Below are 26,235 nucleotides of genomic sequence, written 5' to 3'. Positions count from 1 at the left end.
GCTACAAATCAAAGACCTGGGGACTTGCCCTAAAGGACTAGCTTCGCGTCGGGGGATTGGGGGCTTGTCCTAAAGGATTCCCTAAAGGGTTAGCTTCGCGTCAGCTGACGCGTCCGTCCTTCGCGTCGGGGACTATCTATGCGTAGCGAGCTTATACCAATTCTCTATGACAATGCATTAAATCAGATCTGACTCCTTTGCGTCTTTGCCCCAAACTAAGCGGGATAAACGTCTTTGCGCGAGACTTACAATCAAAATATTAAGTGCAACTTTAAAGAGAAATGGTATTAAGTGTTTTTTTTCTGTAAGACCATGTAAGAAAAAATGTATTCAGCAATCTCTAGTCGCTGAAAGGTCTCCAGCAGCGAATCTCCCCAGACTGTGACCCCATGATTGGCAATGAGTAGGGCAGGGACTGACGGTGGCAGAGTAGAAAAGCGATCGACAATCTCCTGGGCGATTTTGGGTACTTCTAAATGGTTGGTAAAAACAGGTATGGCGACTTGGGGATGCTCTTGCCACAGACCAAAGCCTTTGAGCATTTCTAAGGGTGGTAAAGCCAGTTCGCCCGCTACTGCCTGGTTGGCTACTAAGTTTGCTTCAATCGAATGAACGTGAAAGCAAGCGCGGACGGCGGGGAAAAGCTGGTAAATAGCCTGATGGATACTGGTTTCTGCCGAAGGGGAAGGTGGTGGCTGTGGTTGCTCTATAGCCAAAATCAAATCGTTTTCACTGGGGACTAAACGGACAAAATCGCGTTCGGTTAAATTTCCTTTGGCACGACCACTGGCTGTAATCCAAAAACTACCATCGTTCAATCTGGCGGATAAATTCCCCGCCGTACCGTACATCCATCGTCGTTGATAAAATTGCTGGGCGGCATCGATCAAAAAGGGACGAGGGTCTGATTCGTTCATTACAATTGTTGGCGAAAAGCTTGCACCCCAGCGGCAGAACCCTGGGGATGATCCATAATACCAGTACCTGCATTGAGAATAACATCTTGACCATAATCGGCTAGTACTTGCGGTACGATCTCGGGTTTAATACCCGCCGATGGTACTGGAAAACAATTACGGCTGCGCAGAAGATCGCGAATACGCGCTTCTTCAGTAGCTGCAAAGGGCAGACTCCCATAGTGGGCTGGATATAGTACGGCATCAGCACCAGCATGAGCCATCAGCGTTCCTAAAACAACGGAATAGGCTAAGCCATAATGTGGTGAGCCACACATTGCTCCAGCTAAAGCGGGATGGGCAAAGATGGGAACGTTAATTTCAGGATCGGCAGCCAACGCTTCCAGCACGGAGTAGCCATAGGCTAATACATTTAACAACAAGGCATTGGCACCAGCCCTTACTAATTCCCGTGCATTGGCTAGCAGGCGATCGGCTCTACCCGTAACATTAACAGCATAGAGTAGTTCTTTCCCTGTTTGCTGTTTGAGATCATTGATGACAACTCGACAAGCTTTCAAACGTTCGAGGGTAGGCGCACTGTTCAAATTGCCCATGATTTCATCATCTTTGATTAAGTCCAAGCCAGCACCAGCAACTTCTTGAAGAATGGTAGCGTGATCGCTGGCACTCAAACCCAAGGCTGGTTTAAAGATAGCCATTACTAGCGGGCGATCGAAAACTTTTAGATGTTGGCGAATACCCGTAATGCCAAATTTCGGACGCTGCCCGTAATCACTCGGTAGCCGAATATCGATTACCTTAGCTACCCCCGCCATGGAATATTTACCAAAAATCATTACCAGCAAGCTGGGGATGTCGTTCTCTACATTACTCAGAGGAAAACGGATGGTAGCAACTTTACCTAGCGATCGCTCTTTAACATCCACCACTGTGGCTAAGTGGGAGCGTAAAGAATCAGCTCGATCGGCATAACGCTGACTCCAAGTACCAGCAGTTTGACCAACGGCAATAATAGTGGCTTGTTTTTCCGCATCTACATCGGGCGGAAACAGATAATCAACTTCAATCAACATGATTTTTAGACCTGCGTTTCGATCTCTATACCAGCGTACCAGACTGCCGAAACCGAATCGGGGTATTGGTATATTCTGGTACCCAACCCGTCGTATCGATAAAATATCGTATTGCCTTGATCCTACGACTAGGAGATAGGTAAAACCAGTGTTCAGTACCAGCAGGTACGTTAATATACTCTGAGGCTGTGACAGTCAGTTCTATTTGGGAAGCGTCAAGCCGTACGAAGCCAAAAATTCCTTCGCCATCAATGATATAACGTACTTCATCGTCGGCATGGGTATGACAGCGATCGAACTTGTCCAACATCCGATCGAGTTGAGGAAGTTCTGGATGCACAACAATTAAATCTCGAGATTGATAGCAATCTTTAGCTTGTAGTTCATGGAAGTAGTGATCTAAATATTGCAAAATGTCTGCTTTTTCAGACTCCCTCAGTTGAGGTTGAGCCAACAAGGCTAACAGTTGGGAATTTTCACCCATCGACCAATGCTGGAGTTCAATATTTAAAGGCGCTAACTCGCGCGCAATATCACGAGGTTGAGTTAATATTGTGCCATCTTCTAATTTTAAACTTGCCATGACGTTCTGTTTGTAACTATAGAATTCTTGTTAACTTTTATCTTTACGTATTATCTGACTTTGCGTTCTTCCTGTCCTGTACTTAGACGAAGAAGATAAAGCGATCGCTAAAAAATATCAAGTTCCAAAAACCGTGCAGAACCTGCCTGGAATTTAATCGCGGAGAATTTGCTTAAGCACTTGCGATCATCCTTTTAAGCGTAGTCTTTGCCAAAAACGAAAACAAGCTCTAATGAACAATGATTACATGGTGACGGTTCTCAATACCTTCTGTCAAGAGTGATTGAGATGAGCTTACCCTAGAGAAGATAGTAAGATCTAATTTTAAAAATTTTCTATAACTTTACATAAAAGTATTGCTATTTTATATAATAATTATTGTTTTGTATTTACATTGACCACTACCATAAAACATAATAATAGTTAACAATTTATTCTTAACTACTATTATGACTAAAGGCGATCATATTTACGTTCATGCAGGGTTAATTACTCATCATGGTATTAATTGCGGAGACGGAACTGTAATTCATTACAGGGGAAAACAAGAAGGAGGAAAAATTACTAAAACTTCCTACAGAGAATTTGCTCAAGGAAAACAAGTTTATGTTAAATCTTATTCTTATAAATATTCGCCTGATGCAATAGTTAGAAGAGCAGAAAGAAGATTACATGAACCAAATTACAGGTTGTTTTTTAATAACTGTGAACACTTTGCTACCTGCTGTACTTCTGGTGAACCAGATAGTCAGCAAGTCCGAAACGCTGGTGCTGCTTGTAATGCTGGTTTTGTTGCTGGTGCTGGATTAGCACTAGTAGAAACGACTGTTCCTGCTGCGGGTATATTAGGTACTATAGGCTTTACAACTACAGTGGGATTACCACTTGCAGCTGTAGCTGTAGGTGCAGTTGCAGTAGGAGGCGCAATATTTGGGATTGCCAAAATATTTTCAGAGTCAGATGATAGAAAGTATTAAAACGCTCTCTATATAAGATTTGCATCCGCGATATTGTCCAAATCCCCTCAATAAGTGCGATCGCCGATCTGGTAGGTTGGGTAGAACGAAGTGAAACCCAACAACTATCAATAACTATTAACGCATCTAATTGAATATTAATGATTTTTGATTCCGATTGAATAGAGAAGAATTTTTGGTAAAATTTGAGGATTATCTATACATAGCAACTCCGCCAATGAAATCCGACTACTTGGAGAGGATTCTTAATGCCCGCGTTTATGATGTTGCCCAAGAGTCTCCGTTAGAATACGCGCCTAATTTGTCAGCTAGGCTCAATAATAAACTGCTGCTGAAACGAGAAGATATGCAGTCAGTATTTTCCTTTAAACTCAGGGGTGCTTATAACAAAATGGCAAAACTGCCCCCAGATGTTCTCCAGCAAGGCGTAATTGCAGCTTCTGCTGGCAATCATGCTCAAGGTGTCGCTTTAGCTGCCCAGCATTTAGGCACAACGGCAATTATTGTCATGCCTGTAACTACCCCCCAGGTAAAGATAGATGCAGTCAAAGCCCGTGGCGGAAATGTAGTGTTGTGGGGAGATACCTATGATGATGCTTGCGCCCATGCCAAGCAACTATGTCAACAGAAGGGTTTGACCTTCATTCATCCATTTGACGATCCTGATGTGATTGCTGGACAAGGAACAATTGGCATGGAGATTTTACGACAATACCAGCAGCCAATCCACGCTATCTTTGTTGCCATTGGTGGTGGTGGTCTAATTGGCGGAATTTCTGCCTATATCAAGCGTTTACGTCCAGAAATTAAGATTATTGGGGTAGAGCCTGTAGATGCCGATGCCATGTCTCAATCCCTCAAGGCAGGATATCGCGTTTGTCTACCTAGAGTCGGTTTGTTTGCCGATGGTGTGGCAGTGCGGGAAGTGGGAGAGGAAACTTTTCGTTTATGTCAAGACTATGTAGACGAAATTATTTTGGTCGATACAGATGATACCTGTGCTGCGATTAAAGATGTGTTTCAAGATACCCGCTCGATCTTAGAACCTGCTGGGGCATTAGCGATCGCTGGAGCTAAAGCTTATGTAGAAAGGGAAAATATTACAGGAGAAACCCTAGTAGCGATCGCCTGCGGGGCAAACATGAACTTCGATCGTCTCAGATTTGTCTCGGAAAGAGCCGAATTTGGTGAACGTCGCGAGGCAATTTTTGCCGTAACTATTCCCGAAGCCAGGGGCAGCTTTCTTAAATTTTGTGAATGCATCGGTAAACGCAATTTAACCGAATTTAACTATCGCATTTCTAACGAACACAAAGCCTATATTTTTGTCGGTATTCAAATTCAAAATCGCGCTGATGCAGCTTCCATCGTGGAGACTTTTGTGGCGCAAGGGTTTGAAACTATCGATCTGACAGACGATGAACTAGCTAAAATGCACCTACGGCATATGGTTGGCGGGCGATCGCCTTTATCAGAAAACGAACTCCTCTATCGCTTTGAGTTTCCCGAACGCCCAGGAGCATTAGTTAAGTTCTTAAGCTGTATGAGTCCTAATTGGAATATTAGTCTCTTTCACTATCGTAACAACGGTGCTGATTATGGGCGTATAGCCGTCGGGATGCAAGTACCACCAGATGAAATGGCTGAATGGCAAAAGTTCCTCAACTCCATCGGCTATCGCCACTGGGACGAAAGCTCAAACCCTTCTTACAAACTATTCCTCAGCTGATCAGTAATACCAAAAGGTATATCCGAAGGTGTATCTTTTGGACAACCTCAGTAATGAGTCCTAAAGGACGACGCGTAGCTAGTGCTTTAGCATAAGCTTCGCCCTAAAGGACTAGCTTCGCGTCGCAAATAATCAGTAATCAGTAATTACCAATCATTCTTGCTTAAAAGTAGCTGGCTGGTAGCTATCCGTCGGCTGAATCGCCGAAATTTTCTCCGCATTTTGATTAATGCAGCCTTCTCGCTTGCCTGCCACATATTGACAGACTCTTGCCCAAAGCCTAGTGCGATCGCCTGGTTTACCAGAGCTAAAAATCACCTCGCGATCGTCTTTGATTTGAACTTGACAAACGGGGCAAATTTCGATGTTTTCTGACGACATAAAACCTTACCAACTATTGATTTCCTTCCTATCATACGTATTTTTGTCGTGAATGCTAGTTATTACACCAGATCTTAATCAAAAATAAAGTCGATCTATTTTATTATCGAGCATTGACAAAGCAGCGCTACAATGCAAATAGTGCCGTCTTAGTCGCATTGGATTGATGACATATACCACCGAAGAACTAATTAAAATATTAGACTGTGAGCTAAAAGAAAATTGGAAAGGTAGGCGTGTAGTCTTATCCTCGGCACAGCGCATTAATGATCCCGTAGTTGCCAAAGCTCTCAATATGGATCAGGTAAACAAGGTTTTTGCTTATCGTGATTTTCGCAGCCAAATCCATGAATATCAACAGCAGCATGGAGTTTCGGGGATAATTTGGCGTTCTTGCAGTTTTGCGCAACAAAGCATTACCTATCCTGAAATCCACAATCAGTTGATTCCTGTAGAGGGAGATAAAGAGATCCTGATTGCTGCTCGAACTAAAATCTTAAATTTTTGGGAGCGAGTTACTTGTCAGATGAATTTTTGGTTAGTTAACCATCAAAAAAACCAGTATGGTAATCACCACCGAAAAATATCTAGCGATTATCTGCGGAAGTTAATCGGTCAAACAGAATGGGCAGAAATTGATGCTGCCCGTACTGAAATTTATCTAGGCTTGTGTTGGGGCGATCCCAAAGAATCTCAGTATCAATGGGCAAAGCCAAAATCGGGTTGCGATCGCATTATTGCTACGGTATCGGAACCGAGCGCAATCAAGATATAGTAGTCTAAGCTCATATGCTTTGATTAACTTGAATTTTTTGAACTGAAATTTATGTCTCAACAACACGCAGTAGGGGTAATTCAAACCTTGGGTTTTCCCGCTGTTTTAGCAGCTTCTGATGCCATGTTAAAAGCTGCTCGCGTTACCCTAGTGTATTTTGATAAGGGCGAAAGTGCTACTTTTGTAATTGCGATTCGCGGGCCAATTTCTGAAGTCAGACCTTCGATGGCGGCAGGAATTGCAGCAGCCGAAAATACTTTTGGCGGTGAGGTGACAACTCACTATATTGTCCCGAACCCTCCAGACAATGTCGTTGCTGTTTTACCAATCGGCTATACCGAAGAAGTAGAACAATATCGCTTTTAGGTGACGATTCGTAAGTAGCTAAATCTATTTTAAAGCTGCATTTTAAAACTGCATTTTAAAGCTGTATTTTAAAACTACCCTTAGTCGGCTAAGATTAGTATTCGTAAGGCGGAAACGGTGACGCGGAGCTAATCCTTTAGGACGGGTTTCCCGACCATGTTCCAGGCCGTAAAAGTAATTTAAGATTACTTAATTTGTATTTGTAATTAATAATTTAAGGAGCAAATTTATGCCATCTCAATCTGCTGTAGGCTCGATCGAAACAAAAGGATTTCCAGGTATTTTAGCCGCTGCTGATGCTATGGTAAAAGCTGGTAGAGTAACTCTAGTTGGCTATATTCGTGTCGGTAGCGCCCGTTTTAGCGTCAATATTCGCGGAGATGTCTCAGAAGTCAAAACTGCTATGGCTGCGGGTATTGAGGCGGTTAAAAAAGCTGAAGGAGCTACTTTAGAATCCTGGGTAATTATTCCTCGCCCCCATGAAAATGTTTGTGCGGTTCTACCAATTGACTACACTGAAGAAGTAATGCCTTATTTCGATCAAGTAGAAGGTCGAACTTTACCCGTCGCACCTAATAATTAAAACTAGCTAAAATAGCGATATTTAATGCGATATTTAATTTAGTGGCGTTGTTATTTTCATGGCTTCAAACTCCACTTTGCCATATGAAGTCCGTTTAAACAATTCCAATTAAAACTCGCGCAAAGACGCAGAGGCGCAAAGATTTTATTAGAAACACTTAAGCGGACTTGATATCAGAGATTAATATTTCTCAAGCTTGTAAGTTTTTGATGGGTTAGACTTTATTTTCTACCCATCTTGACTTATTTGGCTAAATTTAAACCCTTTGATGATTAAGAGCTAACTCATTCTACTCAGCAGTTTTCTTTTTAAAGCTCTAACATAGAGGAAAATTGGAAATTGATAGTACTCAATAATGAGCCAGATTACGCAAAACAGATGAGCGCAGAAAGTTAGAGTTGTCCACAGCAAAGGAAACCAGGATAACAAGCTGCCATTCATGGGTGGAAATAAATATACCCCCAAGGCAATAATTGCTGTGGGAATTAGCACAAAAGCGATCGCCAGTAGAATATAAACCGAGCCGACTTCTGCACCTTCTCGATAAATCCCTTTCCAAACTTTGCCATTCCAATACCAAGTTAAAGGTAGTTGGCTGTCTACCATCTTGAGCAATTGTTGGTCAAAGTTGGTAGTAAAGATATGTTGACAAAAGCTACAGGCAAAAGTTTCCATTAAGGGCATTTCTGCTATTTTGCCATGACGACAGACAGGACAAGGATATGTTCCTTGAGGGTGAAAACGATTGAATTCTGACCATTCTTGTTGTAAAAGATCGGTGCCAGAGTGTAGTGAGCGGTGAAATTTATGGACGTTAGACATATAACTTTATAATGCCGTGATACTTGTGACCGTGTTGCTAGCTATGAGGATCATCCAGCTGCTAGGTGGCATGGAGATAGACAAGAGATTGCTTGGTCGTATCGACGAAGTAAAGCGATCAAAATGTTGTCCCACATCAACTGTGATCATTATGACTAATTCTAGATTGTAATTATAGCTAGCTGACTATTACTGCTGACTAGTCGTAACTATTTTCGATATAAATATCAATATTAATTTGCAAAATAAACTTTTGTTGCAGATATTTAAGCTATATTCGGCGGAATTTTGCCTAACTGCTCAATCTGCTGTCGAATTAGCTGGGATAAGCGATCGCGTTCTATTTCAACCCCATGATTGAGATTTAGCGAATTTTCTAGAAAGATGATACTGTCTACTTCCTGTAGCGAAAAGAGTCGAAATAAAAGCTGCACCACATCAATTGGCATCGCGATCAAATCTGCATTGGCTGTACCCTGAAAAGTTGCAGCATCCTGAACGGAGATAAAGGCATAAATTACTTTTTTTGACTGCTGTAGTTGGGGATTAGCAATAGTGGTTAAAACCCAATCTTCGGCTAAGTTTTGCAGAATGTAGTATTCGAGATGTTGTAGTTGCTCGGCAAATATTTTTAGTACGGGAGCGATCGCACTTTCGACAACTGAGCTGGGTACACCATAATTTGCTGCATCGTCGATAATTAGTTGTAACTGTTGCTCCAGGGTCATAAGTTTTTAGTAATTAGTTAAAGTTGAGTAAGATGAAGTCCGTTTAAACAATTCCAATTAAAACTCGCGCCCTAAAGGACTAGCTTCGCGTCGCAAAGACGCTAAGACGCTAAGATTTTATTAGAAGTAATTTAAGCGGACTTGATATAATTCTACTTTCGCTCGATCAAAGAGAATTACTCAACCAGTAAGGTTGCGACGAAGATTACGCTTTGGCTTTTTTCTGCTTGTTTTTCTTTTTCTCAGCTTGTTTGGCTTGTTTAGCTTGTTTTGTAGCTGCCTTTAAGTCTGCCTCAGCCTGTTGTCGAGCTTTCTCTTTTTCTTCGGCAATTCGATCGAGATAATAGTGATAGTCTCCACGATAGGCAACTAATTCTCCATTGCGAATTTCGACGATCTTGTTAGCCGTCTGAGAAATAAAATAGCGATCGTGAGACACAATTAGCACTGTGCCATCATAATGCTGCAAAGCTTCTTCCAACATCTCCTTGGCAGGAATGTCCAAGTGATTAGTCGGCTCATCTAAAATCAACAAATTAGCAGGCTTGAGGAGCATTTTCGCTAAAGCTAATCGCGCCTTCTCTCCACCACTTAAAGCTTCAACTTTGTTAAAGGCACTTTCCCCACTAAATAAAAACTGTCCTAATAAAGTCCGTACCTGTTCGTTTTTCCAGTCGGGGACTTCATCGTGAATCGTATCTATAACGGTTTTATTTAGATCTAGAGCTTCGGCTTGATTCTGCTCAAAATAGCCAGGAATCACGTTATGTTTACCTAACTCAATCTTACCCTCGTCAAACTTTTCCATGCCCATCGCCATACGTAACAAAGTCGATTTCCCTGCACCGTTCGGACCCAAAATCGCAATGCGATCGCCTCTTTCAATGGTTAATTCTGCCCCCAAAAATAAAATATTATTGTTGTAAGCATGAACTAAATCTTCAATAATTATTACTTCTCTTCCACTTCTGGGAGACGGGGGAAAACGGAATTTAAGAGTTCTCAGGTTGGCTACGGGTGCTTCAACTAACTCAACCTTATCTAGCTGCTTCTCTCTACTTTTAGCTTGGGTACTACGGGTGGCGCTGGCGCGGAATTTCTCGATAAATTCTTGTTGTTTAGCAATTTCTTTTTGCTGTCGTTCGTAAGTTGAACCCTGAGCTATTCGAGCTTCGGCTTTTTGTTGCAGGTAGGAGGAATAATTGCCTAAATAGGTGGTGGAGACACCTCGTTCCGTTTCCACGATTTTAGTACAAAGGCGATCGAGAAACTCACGGTCATGAGAGACAATCACCATCGGCGTATTAATCCTTCTTAAATAGTTTTCTAACCATTCAATTGTTTCTAGATCTAGGTGGTTAGTCGGCTCATCCAGTAGCAGCAAATCTGGCTCTTGCAGCAAAATTTTTCCCAAACTCATGCGCATTTGCCAACCGCCACTATAAGAACTTACTAGGCGATCGCCATCTTCTGAACTAAACCCCATCTCAGGCAAAATCTTCTCGATTTGAGCATCAAGGGTATAACCTTCTAAAGCTTCAAACTGACGCTGTAGCTTATCTAATCTATTGATTAAGCGATCTAATTGTTCGGCATCAGCAGTCTCCATATCCTGCTGCACCTGATTCATCTGCTGCTGAATTTCGTTGGCTTCGACAAAAACCGTCCAAAATTCTTCGTAAACCGTGCGAGTTGGCTCTACCTCAAATTCTTGGGTAAGATAAGCAATCTTGAGGCTGGCAGGACGAATCACTTCCCCTGATGTAGCTTCAATTTCACCACTAATGATTTTAAGCTGAGTCGATTTTCCTGCGCCATTGACCCCAACTAACCCTACTCTTTCTCCAGGTTTAACTTCCCAAGTAACGTCTTTGAGAACTTCCCCCGTCGTATAAGTCTTACTGATATGTTCAAGTCGCAACATGGATGATCTCCTGTAATGAGTGAAATGTAGTAGGGCAAAGTACTTTGCTTTATATTTATTTTTGTTACATTTTTTGTCTAATTTATATTATATGGTTGATGAATTGAAATGTTTAACTATTTTCCCCTCAATTAGTTTCTCAGTTATTTTTAAACTTCGTTGAGCTAGTATTTTACAGGCGAATTGAAATAAAATTGCCATTGTATTGAAATGCATTTAGAATTTAAATATAATTTAATTAAAAATGTAATTACAAATGCTGCAAAACTTTAATACGATTAATTCTTTAAAGAAACTCAAAGGTTTAATACTTGTGGGATTGGGATTTCTGCTCTCACCCTTGTCTTGGTGGAATGATTTATTTTTCAATCTGCCGATCGCTTATTTCTTTGGCTATATCTGCGCTCAATTTTCTGCCAACTTATTTTTACCCTGTGCGATCGCAGGCTACTGGCTTTCTAATGTCTTGGGAATTCTCTTGATGCAGTTAGGAGTATTGGATGTAGTTCAAGAACAATCTAAAGAACGTAATTTCAAAAAAGAGTTGTTGATGGGATTGGCTTCCTCAACTGTTTACACGATAATCATCTTGCTTTTACTACAATTCAACATCCTCAGTACTCCCGATTTATTTACTCAAGGGGAGTCTTTAACTTTTAAATCCTTTCTGCCAATTAACTAAACTCTTTAGCTTGTAGCTTATGGCTTATAGCTTTATTAAAGTATGAATTATTTATTGCTATCATCTCTGAGCTTTCTAATTGGAACTCTGGTTGGTTTGACGGGAGTAGGGGGAGCATCTTTAATGACACCCATGTTGGTTTTTGTATTTCAAGTTCCCCCCTCAGTCGCCATTAGTTCTGATGTTGTCGCTGCAATGTTCATGAAAATATTTGGTAGTGTTAAACATTGGCAACAACAGACAATTGATGGACAAGTAGTCAAATGGCTAGCCTGTGGTAGTGTTCCTGGTTCGTTAGTAGGAATAGGAATTTTACACTTGTTGAGAGCAAATAACAGTGATGGACTAGATTCGTTGTTGCTTTATAGTCTGGGAATTATGATTTTAATTGTTACATCTATAGCGATCGCCCAGTTATTATTATTAAAATTTTTGCCTGAATTAAAATTACCCTCATTACCTAAGTTTGATCTAGAAAGTAATTGGGGACGTTTTGGCGCAATTAGTATTGGCGCAGTTTTAGGCTGTTTAGTAGGAATAACTAGTGTTTCCTCTGGTTCAATGTTTGCATTAGTTCTAATTTCCTTATTTCAACTAGATTCTAGAAAACTGGTGGGAACAGATATATCTCAAGCAGCAATCTTATTAACTTCTACTTCTTTAGGACATCTTGGTTTAGGCACAGTTAGCTGGAGTTTAGTTATACCTATCTGCTTGGGATCGATACCAGGAATAATCTTAGGAGCGAAACTCTGTCAGATATTACCTCAAGGGCTACTAAGATTTGGAACTTATATAATTTTAGAATTAGTAAGTTGGAAGTTAGTTTTTCCTGTGTAAATTAATCTTTAAAAACTTATTTATAGGTTTAAATATTTTGCTTAAACAAAGCTCAAATCACCCTTTAACCCTTCTGTTTATTGGAATTTATTTACCATTACAAATTTTTGTCATCCTTCTATTAGCAGTACAAAACCACGAAGGTGCTTTAAGTTGGGAATTACCGATCCTATATACAATTCACGACCAAACGGGAGAAAAACTAAATTTATTAGCAGAAACGTTAACTAGATTAGGTAGTTTTAAAATAACTACCCCTGTAATTGTAGGAATGGCTTTGAGTTTTTCATTCTCTAAACGGTGGAATTATTCGCTCTATACTATTATTACTTTTTTAGGCGCTATTACTATTAGCTATACAGGTAAAATTATAGTACATAGAGCTAGACCTCATTTGTGGGAATTAGTTTATCAAATCGGCTCAGATTACTCATTTCCCAGTGGTCATGCCATGTCTAGTATGTCTTTTGCCCTTGTTTTAATAATTTTGACTTGGAATAGTTCCTGGCGTTGGTTGATGATAATTTTTGGTAGTTTATTCGCGATCGCTATTGCATGGACGCGCCTCTATTTAGGGGTTCATTATCCTAGTGATATTCTTGGTGGTTGGATGATGGCGATCGCTTGGTCAATGGTAGTTTTGTTGATAGGAAAGCTTTATTTAACACAGTTAATTAGCGAAAAATCTTGAAGAATCAATTAAAAAAGAGAGAAAAAGCTAATTTCTCTCTTATAAAAAAGCTTAGAGCTTAAAGCTTTTATTTAGCGAATTATCATTGCAGTTGGTAAGATTGCATCTTCTAAATCTGCGCCTTTAAAATTTGCTCCCTGTATTTTGGCAGATGCTAAGTTAGTTTTTTCTAAATCTGCGCCTTGTAAGTTAGCCCCTTCTAAATTTGCGCCTTGGAGATTTGCTTTTTCTAAATCTGCATCAAATAGATTGGCGTTAGCTAAATTTGCTCCAGCAACATTAGTTTTACCTAAATCTGCGCCTTGTAAATTTGCACCCAGCAAGTTTGTTTGTTGTAAGTTAGCTCTTTCTAAATCTGCGCCTTGTAAATTTGCGCCTTCTAAGTTAGCTGCTTGTAAGTTAGTGTCTTTTAAAGCTGCACCAGCTAGATTACAACCAACACACTCATTGGTTTTTAATAAACGGGTTAAGTCATTAGGGAAAGATTCTTGAGGTGTTATTGCTGGAGATTTAGTTAGTTCGGTAGCTGTAGGTTCAGTAGATTTAATAGTTGTTTGGGGAGCAGAAAATTCACTGCGAAAATAAGATTTTTCTGGCAATCTTGTTAAGGCATTAGCATTAGCCTGATTAAAAAGAGAAAATGTCACGACCAATACTAAACAAAGTATAGTTGAAAGTACTTTAATTGGATTTTGAAGAAATTGTAGGTTCATTAGATTACTCCTTAATTAATTCTGCAAATGTTTAAATAAGCTGACATATTTTCAAGATAATTTCTGAATGTTTAGGCTCCTTGAAAGCGATCGCTCTTCGTCAGATATCTTAAGTAGTTGCTTAATTTAATACTATAATTTCTATTTAATAAGAACAAATATTATTCTTTTTCAAAACGATAAATAGAAGTGATTGTAAAAATTTTTATAAATTGCGAGCGCTTGAACGTAAATGGGATGTGATCGCCTTTTTGAATTAATTTTGCTTAGAGGATATCTGAAAAGTCTAATTGCTCCGTTTCCAGTGGGTAGATCCCCCTAAATCCCCCTTGTTAAGGGGGACTTTGATTCCGATTCCCCCCTTGTTAAGGGGAGGCAGCGCGTTGCGGAGGTTTCCTCCGTTGTAGCGACTGCCGTGGGCTAGGGGGGATCTGCTAGGGTCTAAGCATAACAAAATTGAGTTCTCAGACATCCTCTTAGACACTTACAAACGATTAAATTCTCAATTATTCAAATACGAGAGTATTAATTGGATTAAGAGGTAAGGTAAAGACGTAGTAAATAATACCTGCACCCAAAAGTACTACAGCGAGACTAAAAACCAATATCCAACGATCTGCTGGTTCATAAGTATCTTCATCGATATCGTGACGCACGGAAAAGTAATGACGAGTTGAAAGCAATACTGTCACCAAACCCACTAAAGAAAAGATTAATCCTAACTTCCAGCCATTACCAGGGCTAGTGGCTACAGGTGGTCTAAAAAAGCGTAGGCGTACGATAACCACCCCAAAACCCATTAAAGAAATTGCAGTTCGCATCCACGCCAGATAAGTGCGCTCGTTGGCTAAATGATCTCTGATACGAGAAGAATTTCTGCGTCTTGGTTTTTCAGAAGAGTCGTAATTTTTTTCTGGTTTGATCGATTTGAATGGTAACAGCATCAATAAAACTCTCAAGTTAAAAGTTACATTGTCCTGCTTGACAGGAAAAGTTAAAAGCTAATTAAAGGGCGCAAGCCTTGTAAACTACAGCATAAATAAAGCTGTTAGTTGAAACGTATATGTTTCTCATAAATCTTTACTTATTACTTCTGTCAAGTATTACTTGCGCCTCTATGTTGATTAGTCGTCAACTGGTGCTTTGGGATATTGAACATCAAGACTTGCTTGAGTCAGATCGGGAATATCCCAGTTTGCTTCGCCAGCTTTAAATATTTTGGTAGGAGGAAGATTAAATTCATAAACCCCAGTGTCGGGGTTGACTTTGATTATTAATTTAGTGCCATTGAGAACTTTAACTGCTGCTGCACTATCTAAATCTAAACCTGCTACCTTGGCATCATTAGGTAAATAAACTCCTTCACAATTCCAGTCTTCGTCAGTAGTCTGACCATCTGGCAAAAGATAAAGAGCATTATCGTAATTAGTATCAGTTTTTTTGCTTTTAGAACCGTAAACTGCGATACTTTTTCCTGTTTCGTTACGACATTCTGTATTACCTTCGCCATTTTCTATAATATATTTTGCCAATTGTAGTCGCGCAATTTTTTGCTCTACTTGGCTGGAGGTTAGTCCTTCGGGTAAGGATTTATTAGCTTGTGCCTCAAATAACTTAGTGAGATTGTCGCTTATTTCAATATAATCGGGATTTTTTTGAAAATTTGGTTGATCGGCTAACGCTGATGGAGCGATCGCCAAATTTAAACAAAGCAATAAACCTAATAAAATAGTTTTCCAGAGTTTCATGGATTTTCTCCTAATTTAATTGTTAGTTGTTAGTCATTCTTTATTGGCGACAAAAACAATGTCACTTGAACAGGGAAAAATTTTGACTTACTTAAATTGAAGTTAAAGGAACAGTTGGTAGGTATCGTTTTCTAGCAAAATGTAGATTCCTAACCCAATCAAAACAAAGGGAACAATACGTTCTCCGTATTTGGTTAAGATATGTGCGATCGCTCTATGGCGAGTCAAGCGATAAGCTACGTAACACCACACTCCAATTAAGACCAAGAAAGTTAAGCAAATAACTGCTAATTCGGCTAAATTACTACTAGCAAATAAAGGTACATAAATACCAATATTATCTCCACCATTGGCAAAGGTGACGGCTGCAACTTTATAGGTTTGGGGTGCGATTATGACAAATAGATTTTTGGCTGCTGTATCTGAGACTGTTTGAATTTCTGGCTCATCTTCTTTATTGTTAACCAAACTAACAATACCGAGCGCAATTGGTAAAATTCCCAATAATCCAATCCAAGCTCGCGGTATAATCAAACCGCCAAAGAAGCCAGGTAGACTAGCTATGACTAAAGCTATAAAACCTAAATACTGACCAACTACAATGTGTTGACGACGAAAAGAGCTATTGGTTTGAGAGAAGAACAACATCAAGATCAAGATATCATCGATATTAGTTGCGATGAATGCTGTACTTCCTGCGATCGCTGCTTGTATCCACCAACTCATAATGTACGCTTGATGTGAATTAGCTTCGTTTAAGTTTACTAGTTCATAGCTATTAGCTATCAGCTATCAGCTATTAGCTTCTAAATTTTTACTTAAACTCATCAAAGCAAAACTGCTTACCAGTAAAGCGATAACGGTTAAAGTTGGATCTAAAAGAGTTTGGCTATCGAGCAAAATTAAAACCCCCAAACCAATTAAAACAAAAGGAATTAAATTATTGCCATAACTGGTTATTAAATCGGCGATCGCTTTGGTTTTCGTCAGTTTATAAGCAGCGTAACACCAAATTCCTACGAGCAAAAAGAATTCTCCCACAATTACCAATAAACTAGACCAAGTACTATTAGCAAATAATGGTACATAAATACCGATATTATCACCTCCATTAGCAAAAGTAACTGCTGCCACGCCATAGGTTTGAGGAGATAGAAAACTTAAGCCAGAAGATTCTGAAGCTATTTCTGTTTCGTCCTCTTCGAGATCGTCAGTTTGTTCCTCTAGCAAACGACTGATTCCGATAACGATGGGAACAATCCCCAATAAGCCGATCCAAGGTTTAGGTAAAATTAAGCTACCAAAAAACCCAGGCAAACTAGCTAGGACTAGAATTGTAAAGCCAAGATATTGACCTGCGACGATATGTCGGCGACGAAAAGATTTATTTACCTGGGAAAACAAGACCAACAGCACGAGAATATCATCTAAGTTAGTCGCACAAAAGGCAGTTAAACCTGTAGGAATTGTTGTAACTATTCCACTCATTATTTTATTTTTGCTCCTTAATCTTTATTTTGATAAATTCTGGTTGTCTGGGAGCGTAGCTGTCTTCCTGAGATGGAAGGGATGATTACTTTTTCGGGGGTAGCAAACTGTTCTTGGATTTCTTCCATACCTCGTCTCATCGATCTAGTAATTCCTGGGAAACGGGATTTCTGCCAGATAAACCAACCAGAAGTTAGGGTGAGATAAACTAAAAACAAGTAAGGGAAGACATTGTAAGGAGCTTCTGGAGGTGGAAACATTTGACTACCAGGAATTCCTACAGAACCTAATACAGGGATCATCATAAAAGCGATCGCGCCTACAGAAAAAATTAGATCTTGAAACCGTAGTTGCTTAATTTTGTGTAGATAAATCGGTGCAGCCAGAGAAATCAAAGTGTAAACAGTTAAAAATCCATAGCTACACATTGCGCCTAAATAACCCATGCTGGCAAATAATTTAACCCCGAATAAACATAAGCAAGCAGGAACTAAAAAGACCAAGAAAGAGCAAATCGTTACAGCAACGTGTGGTGTTCGATTAGCCAAATGAGTCTTCCCCATTGAAGCAGGAAATAAACCATGACGCGCCATTGTGAAAAAAATTCGAGCTGCGGGGTTAATACAACCTAGAACACAGGCAAAAAAGCTAAATAAAGCTCCAATACCAATTAATTCTCCTAGCCAACCCATTCCTAATTGACGAGACAAAAAACCCAGAGGTTCTTCAACTTCTGTAATAGATATTCCCGCGCTATTAAAAGCGAGAACTTCAACATAGGTCATGAGAATAAAGAATATACCTGCCAAAATCACACTACCCATCACCGCTTTCGGTATAGTTTTTAAAGGTTTTTTGGCTTCGTGTCCCAAAGAAGTAGCACTTTCAAAACCAGAAAAGCCAAACATTACTAAAACTAAGCCTGTAGCTAAATTTCCTGGTGTAACTCCTTGTAGAGTTAATTGCGACATATCGAGGGCAAAACCTTGGTATTGCCAAATGAAATAACCCAATAATAAGATGAGCAATAGCGAAATTCCTTCTAACCAGAACATTGCTTTAGCTGATAATTGAATATCTTTATAAGCAGCGTACCAAGCAATACCCGCACCGATGGACAACCAAGTTATGCTGGAAAAATGAATCCCTAAATGACCGAATAAAACGCCACTGAAATTAGCAAATCCACACAAAACCGACATACCTGTAAACAGATAAGCCATTACCAAACTCCAACCACAAATAACACCTGCGGTTGCTCCCAATCCTTGAACGATATAGGAATAAAGCGAACCAGGAGAAGCAGAACGACTAGCAAACTGGTTGATATTGATACTGACTAAAATTAAGCCGACTAAGCCGATTAAAAAACTAAGCCAAGTCCCGTTGCCAGAGAGAGCAACTATTAGACCTAAATTAGATGCTGGTATAGTAGTGGGTGCGATAACTGCGAAAGATTGAGCTAAAACTTCTTTGAAAGATAGGCAATCAGGCTTTAAACCCTGACTATTCTGCCTATGTTGGATTCTGGTCGTCATAAGTAGATTCTCTATTTCATGGTTCTCTCAATTGGATTCAAGAACTTAAGATTCAATTTTTTGACCTTTTTCAGTTTTTGCCGGCTTACTTTCCAAGGACTATTTCACTTTAAGAAAAGTTTTGAATAAAATCAAATATTCTTTTTTGTTGATTTAATAAATAAAATTTATCGAATATCTTTTGACGGCTTTTAAATCAAAATCTACGGTAAGATAAAGTTTACGGGTTCAATTTTTACTGCTTAACATTCTGTAGCCACAAGAAGTTGTAATTTATCAAATGAGCAAAAATATCTGTTTTACCAAAAATAAGTTCTAGGTTTTAAAAGTCAAAAAATACTTATTAAAACTGAAATTTAGCTAAATTTTTTAGATGGTTTTTAATTTAAAAAAATAGATCCAACTGACAACATTCGCTGACTCCAAAAAAATTTATGAGTATTGTCATTGAGAAAATATCAAAGCAATTTGGAAATTTTCAAGCTTTAAATCAGATCGATTTAAACATAGCTTCAGGTAGTCTAGTAGCTTTATTAGGGCCTTCGGGATCGGGAAAATCAACTTTATTGAGAGCGATCGCAGGGTTAGAACCTCCCGATGTAGGTAAAATTTATATTAACGAACAAGATACTACTTATCTCGATATTAAAAAGCGCAACATTGGTTTTGTTTTTCAGCACTATGCTCTATTCAAACATTTAACCATTTCGCAAAATATTGCCTTTGGATTAGTGATTCGCAAATATTCCCCTTTAGATATAAAAAACAAGGTAAAAGAACTATTAGAATTAATTCAGTTATCAGGATTGAGCGATCGCTATCCTAATCAGCTTTCTGGCGGACAAAGACAAAGAGTTGCTCTGGCTCGTGCTTTAGCTGTAGATCCCCAAGTTTTATTATTAGATGAACCGTTTGGTGCATTAGATGCCAAAGTCCGCAAAGAACTGCGTACATGGTTGCGTAAATTTCACGAACGAGTTGGCGTTACGACCATTTTAGTCACTCACGATCGCGAAGAAGCTATGGAAGTAGCCGATCAAATTGTAATTATGAATCGAGGTAAAATCGAACAAGTAGGAACAAGTGCAGAAATCTACGATCGCCCTGCTAATCCTTTTGTCATGGGTTTTATTGGCGATGTAAATATTCTGCCCCATCACTGCGATTTTTGCCAAAAGTTAGGTTTAAAAAGCCATGATGAACATCAATTTTTTATACGTCCTCACGATATTGAACTTCTAACTTCTCCTCATGAAAAAGTAGCAACTGGTAAATTACAACGAGTAATAAATTTAGGCCATCAAGTCCAAGCTGAATTAGTAACCGAAGAAAATTTGCTCTTAAATGTTCATTTAAGTCGAGATAAGTTTTTTAAATTAGCTTTACACCCAGGACAACAAGTATTTATTCAACTAAAAGAAGCAAAATCATTTGTTCGTTCCTAAATTATTTATCCATGTATAATTCCAACTATTCTTTATCTAATCTGGTTGCTCAAGGCAATTATTATTGCTTTCAACGCCGTGCGACATTTCCCATTAATACATATAAGCTTTGGAAAATTGAAACAGGAATAGTACGCACTTTAACTTGGCTGGAAGATGGTTCAATGATCACTTTAGGTTTATGGGGACAAGGAGATCTGGTTGGGCAAGCTTTATCCAAAGTAGATCCCTATACTATAGAGTGTCTGACAGCAGTAGAAGTGATTGGTTTTGCTTGGAAAGATGAACATCAATTAACAACTAATTTACTTAATCAAATTCAGCAATTCGAGGAATTAAGTATTATTCGTAGTTCTAAAAAACTTGATATAGCATTGATCAAGTTTTTGAGTTGGCTAGCTAAAAAATTTGGTCGTCAAATAGAAATTGGATATTTAATTGATTTTAAACTTACTCATCAAGATCTAGCCGAAATCTTGGGTGTAACTAGGATTAGTATTACTCGTGCTTTCAAACAACTACAAAAGCAAGGAATTATTGAGCGTCTTCCTCTTAGTCGAATTATAGTGCGAGAAGAAGAAGTATGGTACTACGAAATATAAAATCAAATTTAACTCCACCTATTTTATGAATACAAAATTAAATGAGCAAAATACAAACTTAAAATCAAATCGTCAAACTAGTAAAGATACTTTACTTGCTAGTAAAATCTTTTTGTCTTTAGCATTAATTGTAATATTTTGCAGTTTTTTTGTAATTATTAATCCTGGGCAACGAGGCGTATTAATTAAATTTGGTCAAGTACAAGATCGAGTATTATCAGAGGGAATTCATTTGATTATACCTTTAGTTAATACCGTCAAAAAATTAAGTGTTCGGGTACAAAAACAAGAAGAATCAGCAGAAGCTTCTTCCAAAGATCTTCAAGATGTCTTTACCGATGTTGCTCTTAACTGGCATATTATGCCCGAAAAAACTAATTTAATTTTTCAGCAAATTGGTAATGAAAGTGCAATAATCGATCGAATTATTGAGCCTGCTGTAGAAGAAGTGCTTAAAGCAGTTATGGCTGAATATACCGCCGAAGAAATTATTACTAAAAGAAGACAAGTTAAAGCAGAAGTAGATAATTTTTTGACTGAAAGACTCACTCCATACTATCTTGCAGTTGATGATATTTCTCTAGTTCATGTTCACTTTTCTGAGAGATTTGGCGAAGCTGTAGAAACCAAACAAATTGCCGAACAAGAAGCCAAGAAGGCAGGATTTATGGCAATTAAAGCAGCAAAAGAAGCCGAAGCCAAAGTAAATTTAGCTAGAGGAGAAGCTGAAGCACAAGGACTTATTCAGGCTACCTTAAATAATGAACTTCTTAAAAAACAAACAATCGAAAAATGGGACGGTAAACTACCTTTAGTTATGGGTAATGATACTAACAAAGTGTTAGAGCTAGAATTAGATGATTTAAGGGAAAATTAGGAACAGCTTGGGTTTTTGATAATTCATTCTGTTTCCTATTCTACATTGCCAATTCTTTCTACTAAAAGTTCCAGATTTTTGTCTGGTTTCATTAACATTGTTTCAAAAGCTTTAGAAATTTTAGTCTGAAAACGTTGACGATGCTTAGTAAGTAAAATAGGTCTAATAATATCAAAAGTTATATCTTGAGTTGGATGTTCAATTTTGACACAATGAATCGTCGAAAATTGAATTTCTTTTTTAACCATTAATTCGGGAACAGCCGCTGCGCCAATACCTTTTTCAACGAGAGTTTTGATCATTTCGCTACTATTTAAAACAAAAATAACTTTGAGTTGACTAGGCGCAATTCCCCATTTAAGTAAAGCTTGTTCAAAAATTTGTTGAGTCCCTGAACCAGGTTCGCGCATAATCCAATTGGTTGTGGTTAATTCTTGGACATTAATTGTTTGACGCTCATACCAAGGGTGAGATTTTCCCACTACAATTTGTAAGCGATCGCTACCTACTATTTTTTGTTCGAGATTGTTTTGTAGTGATGGTTTAATTTCTCCAGCTAATAATCCTAAATCATAAAGTCCTGTTACTGTTCCTGTACTAATTTTGTCAGCATTAGCCAAAGTACAGTTAATTGAAAGATTGGGATATATCTGTTTAAACTTGCTAATTTTCTCAGGTAGCCAGTAGTTGCCAATGGTAAAACTTGCTCCTAATTTCAACTCTCCTTTTTGCAAATCATTTAACTCTTTTAATCCTCGTTGAGTTATTGTTACTCTGTCTAAGATTATCTGTGCTTCTATTTCTAAAAGCTTTCCAGCTTCAGTAATTTCAATATGACGACCAATTCGGTGAAACAATTTGACCCCGTACTCTCCTTCTAAATTTTGAATTGCAGCACTAACAGCAGGCTGAGTAATATAAAGGGCATTGGCAGCACGAGTAAAGTGTAAATGTTCTACTACAGCCAAAAAAATTCTTAACTGCTCTAGTGTCATAAGATATTTACTTTTCCATTCATTTGCAGACCATTTACAAATGAATTGTAGTTTAATTAAGATTAAAATGCAAATTAATCTGGCAAAAATTTTTCCTCAAACGATGAAAAAAAGATAATAATTGATAATTAATTTAGGAACGTTACAGTAGTTCGATGAAAATCAGGAAGAAAGTAAGACTGAAATCTAAACTCGTTGAGAAGTAATAATTATCTTTAAAGGATCAGAAATATTATTGATTACGCCTCTGTTGATCTTCTTTTTTTAACTATCAAATTAGCCTGAAAGATAGTAAGATATGTCATAAATATGCCATAAAAAACTCTTGCGTAATATCTACAGCAATTAGATAGTATTATATATCTAAAGAAAACAGTAATTAAGTAAAAAACAAGCAAAATAAATAGTTATAAATAGTGTATTTAACAACCGCTTAGTTCCCAGAATCGACTGTCTATATCCTTTTTCAGATTAATCTTTTGGATTTTATTTTTAAATAAAACTAATTTAATTTAGTTTTATCGATCTATTTATTATTTTTATTGCGATGACTACAGTGTTAATAGTTGATGACCTAAATAGTATTAGAGAATTTTTAAAAATCAATTTATCTAGTGAACCAGATATTAAGGTGGTTGGTTTAGCCGATAATGGCAAAAGAGCGATCTCCCAGGTAGAAGAACATCAGCCAGATATTATTCTGATGGATATTAATATGCCAGGGGAGATCGATGGGATACAAGCAACGGAGAGAATAGTCAGCCGTTTCCCCCAGAGTAAGATTTTATTATTGACTAGCCAAGATGATCAAAAGCAGTTAGAACGCGCTTTAAAAGCAGGCTCCAGAGGCTATATTCTCAAAAATACTAGTGTTAAAGATCTGGCTAATATTATTCGTTTAGCAGAAAAAGGCTTCTTTCAAATTGGCCCTATATTTGGTAACTGGGATGGCACTCTACATAACCTTACTCAAGCGAGCGCCAGAGAGTTAGAAATAACTAGAGAAGTCGGCGCAACTGCCATCATACCTCATGATTTTGGTTATCCTGTAGAAACTCCTCAAACTTTGCAGATGAACCACACTCTATCTAACTTCAGTTCAGAGCTGTTGCAATTACAGAAAACAATTAAATTGCAAGAAAACACGATTGTGAGCTTGACTAATCAATATTCTCAGGTTCAACATGAAATTAACCAGAAATTAAGAAAAAGGCGATTAGACTCCCCTTCGCGATCGCTCCACCAAAATTTAGGTTTCACTCTTTATGGCCCTAGATTCATCCAGCGCCAGATCAAAAATCACCAGCATCTTCTGTTTATTAGTAGTTTTTTCTTGGGGGTGATCAGCGTATTTTTTCTCTTATTTATTATTATGCTAGTAGGGTAAATATAATATATTACTGTTCGATCAAAAAGCTTAGAGCTTTGATCCTTTAGTTAGTTACCGCCGTGTCGCCGATTAAGCTTGATTGTCTGCCACCAAAAATTACTTCTGGCTGAGTATAATACTTGAATTCCAGCAAGTTATAAAATGGATCTTCGAGAAAAAAGCAGTAATGCTCTAATGGCTGATTGGGAAAACGCAACTTTGGTGGATGATAAAAAGTGACATTTTTTGCTTGAGCGCGATCGCCTAGTTGTTGCCAAGCTAATTTGGTCGGTAAAATTAAACCTAAATGTCTGGGATAAATTCCCGACTGTCTGCTCAGTAGTTCTTGGGTAACATGACCAACTAATTGAGTTCCGTAAAAATTAAAAATCACCGCTGATTTGTTTTCACGACCAACTGCACAACCTAAACTGTCGGCATAAAATTCTTTAGCTTGAGTCACATTACTGATGGGAATAGCTAAATGAAAAATAGCTGTGGTCATCATAATTTTAAAGCTAACAACTAGTTTAATTGTAGTTTAGGCTTATATTTTAACGATTTTTTTGCCTGACTGAAGCATTTAATCAAGGAACTTTTTAGGATGTGACGAGAAATTATTGTTTTGAAAGTGTTAGTAATCTAGCAACACTCTAACCCATTCAGGTGGACGAGGAATGGGATTATCCAAGCGATCTAGCAACATTAATGCAACTAAGTGGACAGCGAACAAATAAACTAGATTCTGAATTAAAACTGAGATAATCACTAATGTTTGAATTAAAGCAAAATTTGGTTGTGCCAAAATTCCTAATTGAAAAAATACCCAATCTAGGAAATTAGTAGTTTGAGTAATTACATATACCCAGAGATTTTCTCCGATTAAAATAGAGTTGAGCCAAAACCGAAAAAACAACCCTAGTGAACCAATAACAGCACCTGAGGCAATGGAGAATAGCCAACTAAAGCGACGCTGCCAACATGTTCCTAATATTACCCCCATCAACCCATAGGGCATCAAAAAAAACAGACTACGAATAGGCCCCATTAAAACTAACAGCAGTAAAGAAGAGACGATCGCTGCCATCCAAGAAGCACGATTACCTCGCCTTAAATAAATCAAGGCGATGGGAATGGGAAAGAAAATTTTGAGAAATGGCCCTACGGGAAAGTAGAAATTTATTAGCCAAATCAAACTAGCTGTACTAGCGAGAAAAGCAGTTTCGACCATCACCACTGTATTAGTAGTAACTGTAGTCTGTTTACTAACTTTGGTTCGAGAGAAAACTGGATCGGTATGAGCCACTTCAGAATCCTCTTGATCGACCCAGTTAATTTCGTCTTCATCAACCTGGTTTGTTACGTCAGACAATGAATCTTGATAGTCTTCTCTGGACATAGAAATTTGATTGGCTAAACCAAAGAAATATTAGAGGTTTGAATATACTAACAGATAGTGTCTTCTAACGCTGGTAAGTCAGGAATACGCATTGAATCAGCATTCCTTTCAATTAATCCTTTTTTTTCTAGCTTAGTTAAAACCCTGGTTACAGTTTCTCTGGCTAATCCGCTGAGGCTACTTATTTCACGGTGAGGTAAATTGGGGATTTCTGTACCTTTATCTCCTTCAGTTCCTTGTCCTTCGACCAGAAATAAGATAGCATCAGCAACTCTAGAGATACTGCTAGCCTCTCGTAGTTGCAACCGTCGATTTACTTGGCGCAGGCGCTTTGCCATGAGCTGAACTAATTGGACTCCTGCCATCGGCTCAGTGTTAATTAAGTTAACAAAGTCTTCGGCGGGGATTCTACCAATCAACGTTTTGGTTAGAGCGATCGCATCAGTAGAACGAGGCATTTTATCCATTGCTGCCATTTCACCAAATATTTCTCCTCTACCTAAAATATTGAGGGTAACTTCTTTGCCATCAAGATTATAAGTACGAATTTTCACCCATCCTTCGAGGATAAAATACACTGAGCCACCCCAATCATTTTCTAATAAAAGTACCTGATTAGGTGGATGAGAAATTGTGACGAAATGAGCAGCTATTTTATGAATACTATCTTCTGGTAAATCAGACATAAATGGAACTAATTGAATTAGTTCATCATGATTGATATTGGACTCTAAATAACGAGATTGGTCTTCCATAGATTGGACTTACAGTTCTCTATAAATATCTCCTTTGTATCATTAGAAACAGAATCATACCTTGAGTAAATATAGCTAGAAGAAACCAAGATTAATTTTGATATCAGTAATATAAAGTAAATTTAATCTTTTTCTTTTTAGTTTTAAGTTAAATATAACTATTTTAATTAGCTTTAAATACACTTATAAAATTCACCTTGGTATACTTTATTACCAAAGTAAATAGACTTGA

The 26,235-nt window shown here is 38.2% G+C and carries 29 protein-coding genes; 12 read left to right on the top strand and 17 right to left on the bottom strand.

The genetic code is table 11. The annotated features are described in order from the left end of the window. Nucleotides 1-287 precede the first annotated feature (287 nt). Genes mtnB through KME09_19100 form a run of 3 tightly spaced genes read right to left on the bottom strand, consistent with a single transcriptional unit; the run spans nucleotide 288 to nucleotide 2,576 of the window. On the bottom strand, nucleotides 288-917 hold the full coding sequence (gene mtnB, locus KME09_19110) for a methylthioribulose 1-phosphate dehydratase (protein ID MBW4536051.1): 630 nt from the start codon (nucleotides 915-917) through the stop codon (nucleotides 288-290). Further along, a complete protein-coding gene (locus KME09_19105; protein ID MBW4536050.1) occupies nucleotides 917-1,993 on the bottom strand; it encodes a 2,3-diketo-5-methylthiopentyl-1-phosphate enolase in 1,077 nt (358 codons plus the stop codon). Before KME09_19105 ends, mtnB begins: the two co-directional genes overlap by 1 nt. 25 nt (nucleotides 1,994-2,018) lie before the next feature. Further along, complete coding sequence (locus KME09_19100; protein MBW4536049.1) at nucleotides 2,019-2,576, bottom strand: acireductone dioxygenase; 558 nt, start codon at nucleotides 2,574-2,576, stop codon at nucleotides 2,019-2,021. Nucleotides 2,577-3,025: 449 nt separating this feature from the next. Between KME09_19100 and KME09_19095 the strand changes: the two genes are divergently transcribed. Together KME09_19095 and ilvA are read left to right on the top strand one after the other, a co-directional pair. Further along, on the top strand, nucleotides 3,026-3,553 hold the full coding sequence (locus tag KME09_19095) for a lecithin retinol acyltransferase family protein (protein ID MBW4536048.1): 528 nt from the start codon (nucleotides 3,026-3,028) through the stop codon (nucleotides 3,551-3,553). Nucleotides 3,554-3,770: 217 nt separating this feature from the next. Continuing rightward, nucleotides 3,771-5,282 carry a threonine ammonia-lyase, biosynthetic gene (gene ilvA / locus KME09_19090; GenBank protein ID MBW4536047.1) on the top strand — a complete coding sequence of 504 codons (1,512 nt, stop codon included), beginning with the start codon at nucleotides 3,771-3,773 and terminating at the stop codon, nucleotides 5,280-5,282. A gap of 153 nt (nucleotides 5,283-5,435) precedes the next feature. Here the strand turns inward: ilvA and KME09_19085 are convergent, their stop codons facing one another. Then, nucleotides 5,436-5,663 carry a hypothetical protein gene (locus KME09_19085; GenBank protein ID MBW4536046.1) on the bottom strand — a complete coding sequence of 76 codons (228 nt, stop codon included), beginning with the start codon at nucleotides 5,661-5,663 and terminating at the stop codon, nucleotides 5,436-5,438. Nucleotides 5,664-5,829: 166 nt separating this feature from the next. Here KME09_19085 and KME09_19080 point away from each other — a divergent pair, with 166 nt between their 5' ends. The 3 genes from KME09_19080 (at nucleotide 5,830) to KME09_19070 (ending at nucleotide 7,387) form a co-directional block, all read left to right on the top strand. Then, nucleotides 5,830-6,438: a hypothetical protein gene (locus KME09_19080; protein MBW4536045.1), complete on the top strand. Its 609-nt coding sequence runs from the start codon at nucleotides 5,830-5,832 to the stop codon at nucleotides 6,436-6,438. 51 nt (nucleotides 6,439-6,489) lie between these two features. After that, nucleotides 6,490-6,804, top strand: a complete 315-nt coding sequence (locus KME09_19075) for a carbon dioxide-concentrating mechanism protein CcmK (GenBank protein MBW4536044.1) — start codon at nucleotides 6,490-6,492, stop codon at nucleotides 6,802-6,804. 229 nt (nucleotides 6,805-7,033) lie between these two features. After that, nucleotides 7,034-7,387, top strand: a complete 354-nt coding sequence (locus tag KME09_19070; protein MBW4536043.1) for a carbon dioxide-concentrating mechanism protein CcmK — start codon at nucleotides 7,034-7,036, stop codon at nucleotides 7,385-7,387. 279 nt (nucleotides 7,388-7,666) lie between these two features. On the opposite strand, the gene KME09_19065 is transcribed toward KME09_19070, so the two are convergent. From KME09_19065 to KME09_19055, 3 genes are all read right to left on the bottom strand, one after another. After that, on the bottom strand, nucleotides 7,667-8,209 hold the full coding sequence (locus KME09_19065; protein ID MBW4536042.1) for a hypothetical protein: 543 nt from the start codon (nucleotides 8,207-8,209) through the stop codon (nucleotides 7,667-7,669). 266 nt (nucleotides 8,210-8,475) lie between these two features. Further along, nucleotides 8,476-8,937, bottom strand: coding sequence for a hypothetical protein (locus KME09_19060; protein ID MBW4536041.1), 462 nt, complete (start codon nucleotides 8,935-8,937; stop codon nucleotides 8,476-8,478). A 205-nt stretch (nucleotides 8,938-9,142) separates the two neighbouring features. Further along, nucleotides 9,143-10,861 carry an ATP-binding cassette domain-containing protein gene (locus KME09_19055; protein ID MBW4536040.1) on the bottom strand — a complete coding sequence of 573 codons (1,719 nt, stop codon included), beginning with the start codon at nucleotides 10,859-10,861 and terminating at the stop codon, nucleotides 9,143-9,145. A gap of 256 nt (nucleotides 10,862-11,117) precedes the next feature. On the opposite strand from KME09_19055, the gene KME09_19050 reads away from it, so the two are divergent. The 3 genes from KME09_19050 to KME09_19040 are packed head-to-tail and all read left to right on the top strand — an operon-like array spanning nucleotide 11,118 to nucleotide 13,074. Then, on the top strand, nucleotides 11,118-11,543 hold the full coding sequence (locus tag KME09_19050) for a hypothetical protein (GenBank protein MBW4536039.1): 426 nt from the start codon (nucleotides 11,118-11,120) through the stop codon (nucleotides 11,541-11,543). Between the two features lie 42 nt (nucleotides 11,544-11,585). Beyond that, on the top strand, nucleotides 11,586-12,383 hold the full coding sequence (locus tag KME09_19045; protein ID MBW4536038.1) for a sulfite exporter TauE/SafE family protein: 798 nt from the start codon (nucleotides 11,586-11,588) through the stop codon (nucleotides 12,381-12,383). A gap of 37 nt (nucleotides 12,384-12,420) precedes the next feature. Continuing rightward, entirely contained in the window at nucleotides 12,421-13,074 is a 654-nt protein-coding gene (locus KME09_19040; GenBank protein MBW4536037.1) for a phosphatase PAP2 family protein, read from the top strand. 71 nt (nucleotides 13,075-13,145) lie between these two features. Here the strand turns inward: KME09_19040 and KME09_19035 are convergent, their stop codons facing one another. The 6 genes from KME09_19035 to KME09_19010 form a co-directional block, all read right to left on the bottom strand. Then, nucleotides 13,146-13,787, bottom strand: a complete 642-nt coding sequence (locus KME09_19035) for a pentapeptide repeat-containing protein (GenBank protein ID MBW4536036.1) — start codon at nucleotides 13,785-13,787, stop codon at nucleotides 13,146-13,148. Between the two features lie 506 nt (nucleotides 13,788-14,293). Further along, on the bottom strand, nucleotides 14,294-14,731 hold the full coding sequence (locus KME09_19030; protein ID MBW4536035.1) for a DUF202 domain-containing protein: 438 nt from the start codon (nucleotides 14,729-14,731) through the stop codon (nucleotides 14,294-14,296). Between the two features lie 180 nt (nucleotides 14,732-14,911). Continuing rightward, nucleotides 14,912-15,535: a hypothetical protein gene (locus KME09_19025; GenBank protein MBW4536034.1), complete on the bottom strand. Its 624-nt coding sequence runs from the start codon at nucleotides 15,533-15,535 to the stop codon at nucleotides 14,912-14,914. Between the two features lie 102 nt (nucleotides 15,536-15,637). Then, nucleotides 15,638-16,261 carry a cadmium resistance transporter gene (locus KME09_19020; GenBank protein ID MBW4536033.1) on the bottom strand — a complete coding sequence of 208 codons (624 nt, stop codon included), beginning with the start codon at nucleotides 16,259-16,261 and terminating at the stop codon, nucleotides 15,638-15,640. Between the two features lie 66 nt (nucleotides 16,262-16,327). Then, a complete protein-coding gene (locus tag KME09_19015) occupies nucleotides 16,328-17,023 on the bottom strand; it encodes a cadmium resistance transporter (protein MBW4536032.1) in 696 nt (231 codons plus the stop codon). 17 nt (nucleotides 17,024-17,040) lie between these two features. Next, nucleotides 17,041-18,561: an APC family permease gene (locus KME09_19010; protein MBW4536031.1), complete on the bottom strand. Its 1,521-nt coding sequence runs from the start codon at nucleotides 18,559-18,561 to the stop codon at nucleotides 17,041-17,043. Between the two features lie 434 nt (nucleotides 18,562-18,995). Here KME09_19010 and cysA point away from each other — a divergent pair, with 434 nt between their 5' ends. From cysA to KME09_18995, 3 genes are read left to right on the top strand one after another with little or no spacing between them, the layout of a single operon-like run. Beyond that, nucleotides 18,996-20,006, top strand: a complete 1,011-nt coding sequence (cysA, locus tag KME09_19005) for a sulfate ABC transporter ATP-binding protein (protein ID MBW4536030.1) — start codon at nucleotides 18,996-18,998, stop codon at nucleotides 20,004-20,006. Nucleotides 20,007-20,017: 11 nt separating this feature from the next. Next, a complete protein-coding gene (locus KME09_19000) occupies nucleotides 20,018-20,608 on the top strand; it encodes a Crp/Fnr family transcriptional regulator (protein ID MBW4536029.1) in 591 nt (196 codons plus the stop codon). A 25-nt stretch (nucleotides 20,609-20,633) separates the two neighbouring features. Then, a complete protein-coding gene (locus tag KME09_18995) occupies nucleotides 20,634-21,485 on the top strand; it encodes a prohibitin family protein (protein MBW4536028.1) in 852 nt (283 codons plus the stop codon). 35 nt (nucleotides 21,486-21,520) lie between these two features. On the opposite strand, the gene KME09_18990 is transcribed toward KME09_18995, so the two are convergent. Continuing rightward, nucleotides 21,521-22,480, bottom strand: coding sequence for a LysR family transcriptional regulator (locus KME09_18990; GenBank protein ID MBW4536027.1), 960 nt, complete (start codon nucleotides 22,478-22,480; stop codon nucleotides 21,521-21,523). Nucleotides 22,481-23,027: 547 nt separating this feature from the next. On the opposite strand from KME09_18990, the gene KME09_18985 reads away from it, so the two are divergent. Continuing rightward, nucleotides 23,028-23,867 carry a response regulator transcription factor gene (locus KME09_18985; protein ID MBW4536026.1) on the top strand — a complete coding sequence of 280 codons (840 nt, stop codon included), beginning with the start codon at nucleotides 23,028-23,030 and terminating at the stop codon, nucleotides 23,865-23,867. Between the two features lie 46 nt (nucleotides 23,868-23,913). Here KME09_18985 and KME09_18980 read toward each other — a convergent pair whose 3' ends face one another. The 3 genes from KME09_18980 to KME09_18970 form a co-directional block, all read right to left on the bottom strand. Next, nucleotides 23,914-24,357 (bottom strand): glyoxalase, encoded by a 444-nt coding sequence (locus KME09_18980; GenBank protein ID MBW4536025.1) that lies wholly within the window; start codon nucleotides 24,355-24,357, stop codon nucleotides 23,914-23,916. Between the two features lie 126 nt (nucleotides 24,358-24,483). Then, nucleotides 24,484-25,248 (bottom strand): DUF2232 domain-containing protein, encoded by a 765-nt coding sequence (locus KME09_18975; GenBank protein ID MBW4536024.1) that lies wholly within the window; start codon nucleotides 25,246-25,248, stop codon nucleotides 24,484-24,486. A gap of 47 nt (nucleotides 25,249-25,295) precedes the next feature. Continuing rightward, nucleotides 25,296-26,003: a Crp/Fnr family transcriptional regulator gene (locus KME09_18970; protein ID MBW4536023.1), complete on the bottom strand. Its 708-nt coding sequence runs from the start codon at nucleotides 26,001-26,003 to the stop codon at nucleotides 25,296-25,298. Between the last annotated feature and the right edge of the window lie 232 nt (nucleotides 26,004-26,235).

Origin of the sequence: Pleurocapsa minor HA4230-MV1, assembly GCA_019359095.1 — a bacterium.
Classification (GTDB): Bacteria; Cyanobacteriota; Cyanobacteriia; order Cyanobacteriales; family Xenococcaceae; genus Waterburya; species Waterburya minor.
This window is presented reverse-complemented; position numbering and strand designations above follow the sequence as displayed.

What these genes read in the sequence shown, in the direction of transcription:
- KME09_18995 (MBW4536028.1), top strand. Translation starts at nt 20,634, where the DNA reads ATGAATACAAAATTAAATGAGCAAAATACAAACTTAAAATCAAATCGT.
- KME09_18990 (MBW4536027.1), bottom strand. Translation starts at nt 22,480, where the DNA reads ATGACACTAGAGCAGTTAAGAATTTTTTTGGCTGTAGTAGAACATTTA.
- KME09_19055 (MBW4536040.1), bottom strand. Translation starts at nt 10,861, where the DNA reads ATGTTGCGACTTGAACATATCAGTAAGACTTATACGACGGGGGAAGTT.
- KME09_19030 (MBW4536035.1), bottom strand. Translation starts at nt 14,731, where the DNA reads ATGCTGTTACCATTCAAATCGATCAAACCAGAAAAAAATTACGACTCT.
- KME09_19075 (MBW4536044.1), top strand. Translation starts at nt 6,490, where the DNA reads ATGTCTCAACAACACGCAGTAGGGGTAATTCAAACCTTGGGTTTTCCC.
- ilvA (MBW4536047.1), top strand. Translation starts at nt 3,771, where the DNA reads ATGAAATCCGACTACTTGGAGAGGATTCTTAATGCCCGCGTTTATGAT.
- KME09_19105 (MBW4536050.1), bottom strand. Translation starts at nt 1,993, where the DNA reads ATGTTGATTGAAGTTGATTATCTGTTTCCGCCCGATGTAGATGCGGAA.
- KME09_18980 (MBW4536025.1), bottom strand. Translation starts at nt 24,357, where the DNA reads ATGATGACCACAGCTATTTTTCATTTAGCTATTCCCATCAGTAATGTG.
- KME09_19080 (MBW4536045.1), top strand. Translation starts at nt 5,830, where the DNA reads ATGACATATACCACCGAAGAACTAATTAAAATATTAGACTGTGAGCTA.
- KME09_19010 (MBW4536031.1), bottom strand. Translation starts at nt 18,561, where the DNA reads ATGACGACCAGAATCCAACATAGGCAGAATAGTCAGGGTTTAAAGCCT.
- KME09_18970 (MBW4536023.1), bottom strand. Translation starts at nt 26,003, where the DNA reads ATGGAAGACCAATCTCGTTATTTAGAGTCCAATATCAATCATGATGAA.
- cysA (MBW4536030.1), top strand. Translation starts at nt 18,996, where the DNA reads ATGAGTATTGTCATTGAGAAAATATCAAAGCAATTTGGAAATTTTCAA.
- KME09_19015 (MBW4536032.1), bottom strand. Translation starts at nt 17,023, where the DNA reads ATGAGTGGAATAGTTACAACAATTCCTACAGGTTTAACTGCCTTTTGT.
- KME09_18975 (MBW4536024.1), bottom strand. Translation starts at nt 25,248, where the DNA reads ATGTCCAGAGAAGACTATCAAGATTCATTGTCTGACGTAACAAACCAG.
- KME09_19045 (MBW4536038.1), top strand. Translation starts at nt 11,586, where the DNA reads ATGAATTATTTATTGCTATCATCTCTGAGCTTTCTAATTGGAACTCTG.
- KME09_19095 (MBW4536048.1), top strand. Translation starts at nt 3,026, where the DNA reads ATGACTAAAGGCGATCATATTTACGTTCATGCAGGGTTAATTACTCAT.
- mtnB (MBW4536051.1), bottom strand. Translation starts at nt 917, where the DNA reads ATGAACGAATCAGACCCTCGTCCCTTTTTGATCGATGCCGCCCAGCAA.
- KME09_19085 (MBW4536046.1), bottom strand. Translation starts at nt 5,663, where the DNA reads ATGTCGTCAGAAAACATCGAAATTTGCCCCGTTTGTCAAGTTCAAATC.
- KME09_19000 (MBW4536029.1), top strand. Translation starts at nt 20,018, where the DNA reads ATGTATAATTCCAACTATTCTTTATCTAATCTGGTTGCTCAAGGCAAT.
- KME09_19100 (MBW4536049.1), bottom strand. Translation starts at nt 2,576, where the DNA reads ATGGCAAGTTTAAAATTAGAAGATGGCACAATATTAACTCAACCTCGT.
- KME09_18985 (MBW4536026.1), top strand. Translation starts at nt 23,028, where the DNA reads ATGACTACAGTGTTAATAGTTGATGACCTAAATAGTATTAGAGAATTT.
- KME09_19065 (MBW4536042.1), bottom strand. Translation starts at nt 8,209, where the DNA reads ATGTCTAACGTCCATAAATTTCACCGCTCACTACACTCTGGCACCGAT.
- KME09_19035 (MBW4536036.1), bottom strand. Translation starts at nt 13,787, where the DNA reads ATGAACCTACAATTTCTTCAAAATCCAATTAAAGTACTTTCAACTATA.
- KME09_19050 (MBW4536039.1), top strand. Translation starts at nt 11,118, where the DNA reads ATGCTGCAAAACTTTAATACGATTAATTCTTTAAAGAAACTCAAAGGT.
- KME09_19060 (MBW4536041.1), bottom strand. Translation starts at nt 8,937, where the DNA reads ATGACCCTGGAGCAACAGTTACAACTAATTATCGACGATGCAGCAAAT.
- KME09_19070 (MBW4536043.1), top strand. Translation starts at nt 7,034, where the DNA reads ATGCCATCTCAATCTGCTGTAGGCTCGATCGAAACAAAAGGATTTCCA.
- KME09_19020 (MBW4536033.1), bottom strand. Translation starts at nt 16,261, where the DNA reads ATGAGTTGGTGGATACAAGCAGCGATCGCAGGAAGTACAGCATTCATC.
- KME09_19025 (MBW4536034.1), bottom strand. Translation starts at nt 15,535, where the DNA reads ATGAAACTCTGGAAAACTATTTTATTAGGTTTATTGCTTTGTTTAAAT.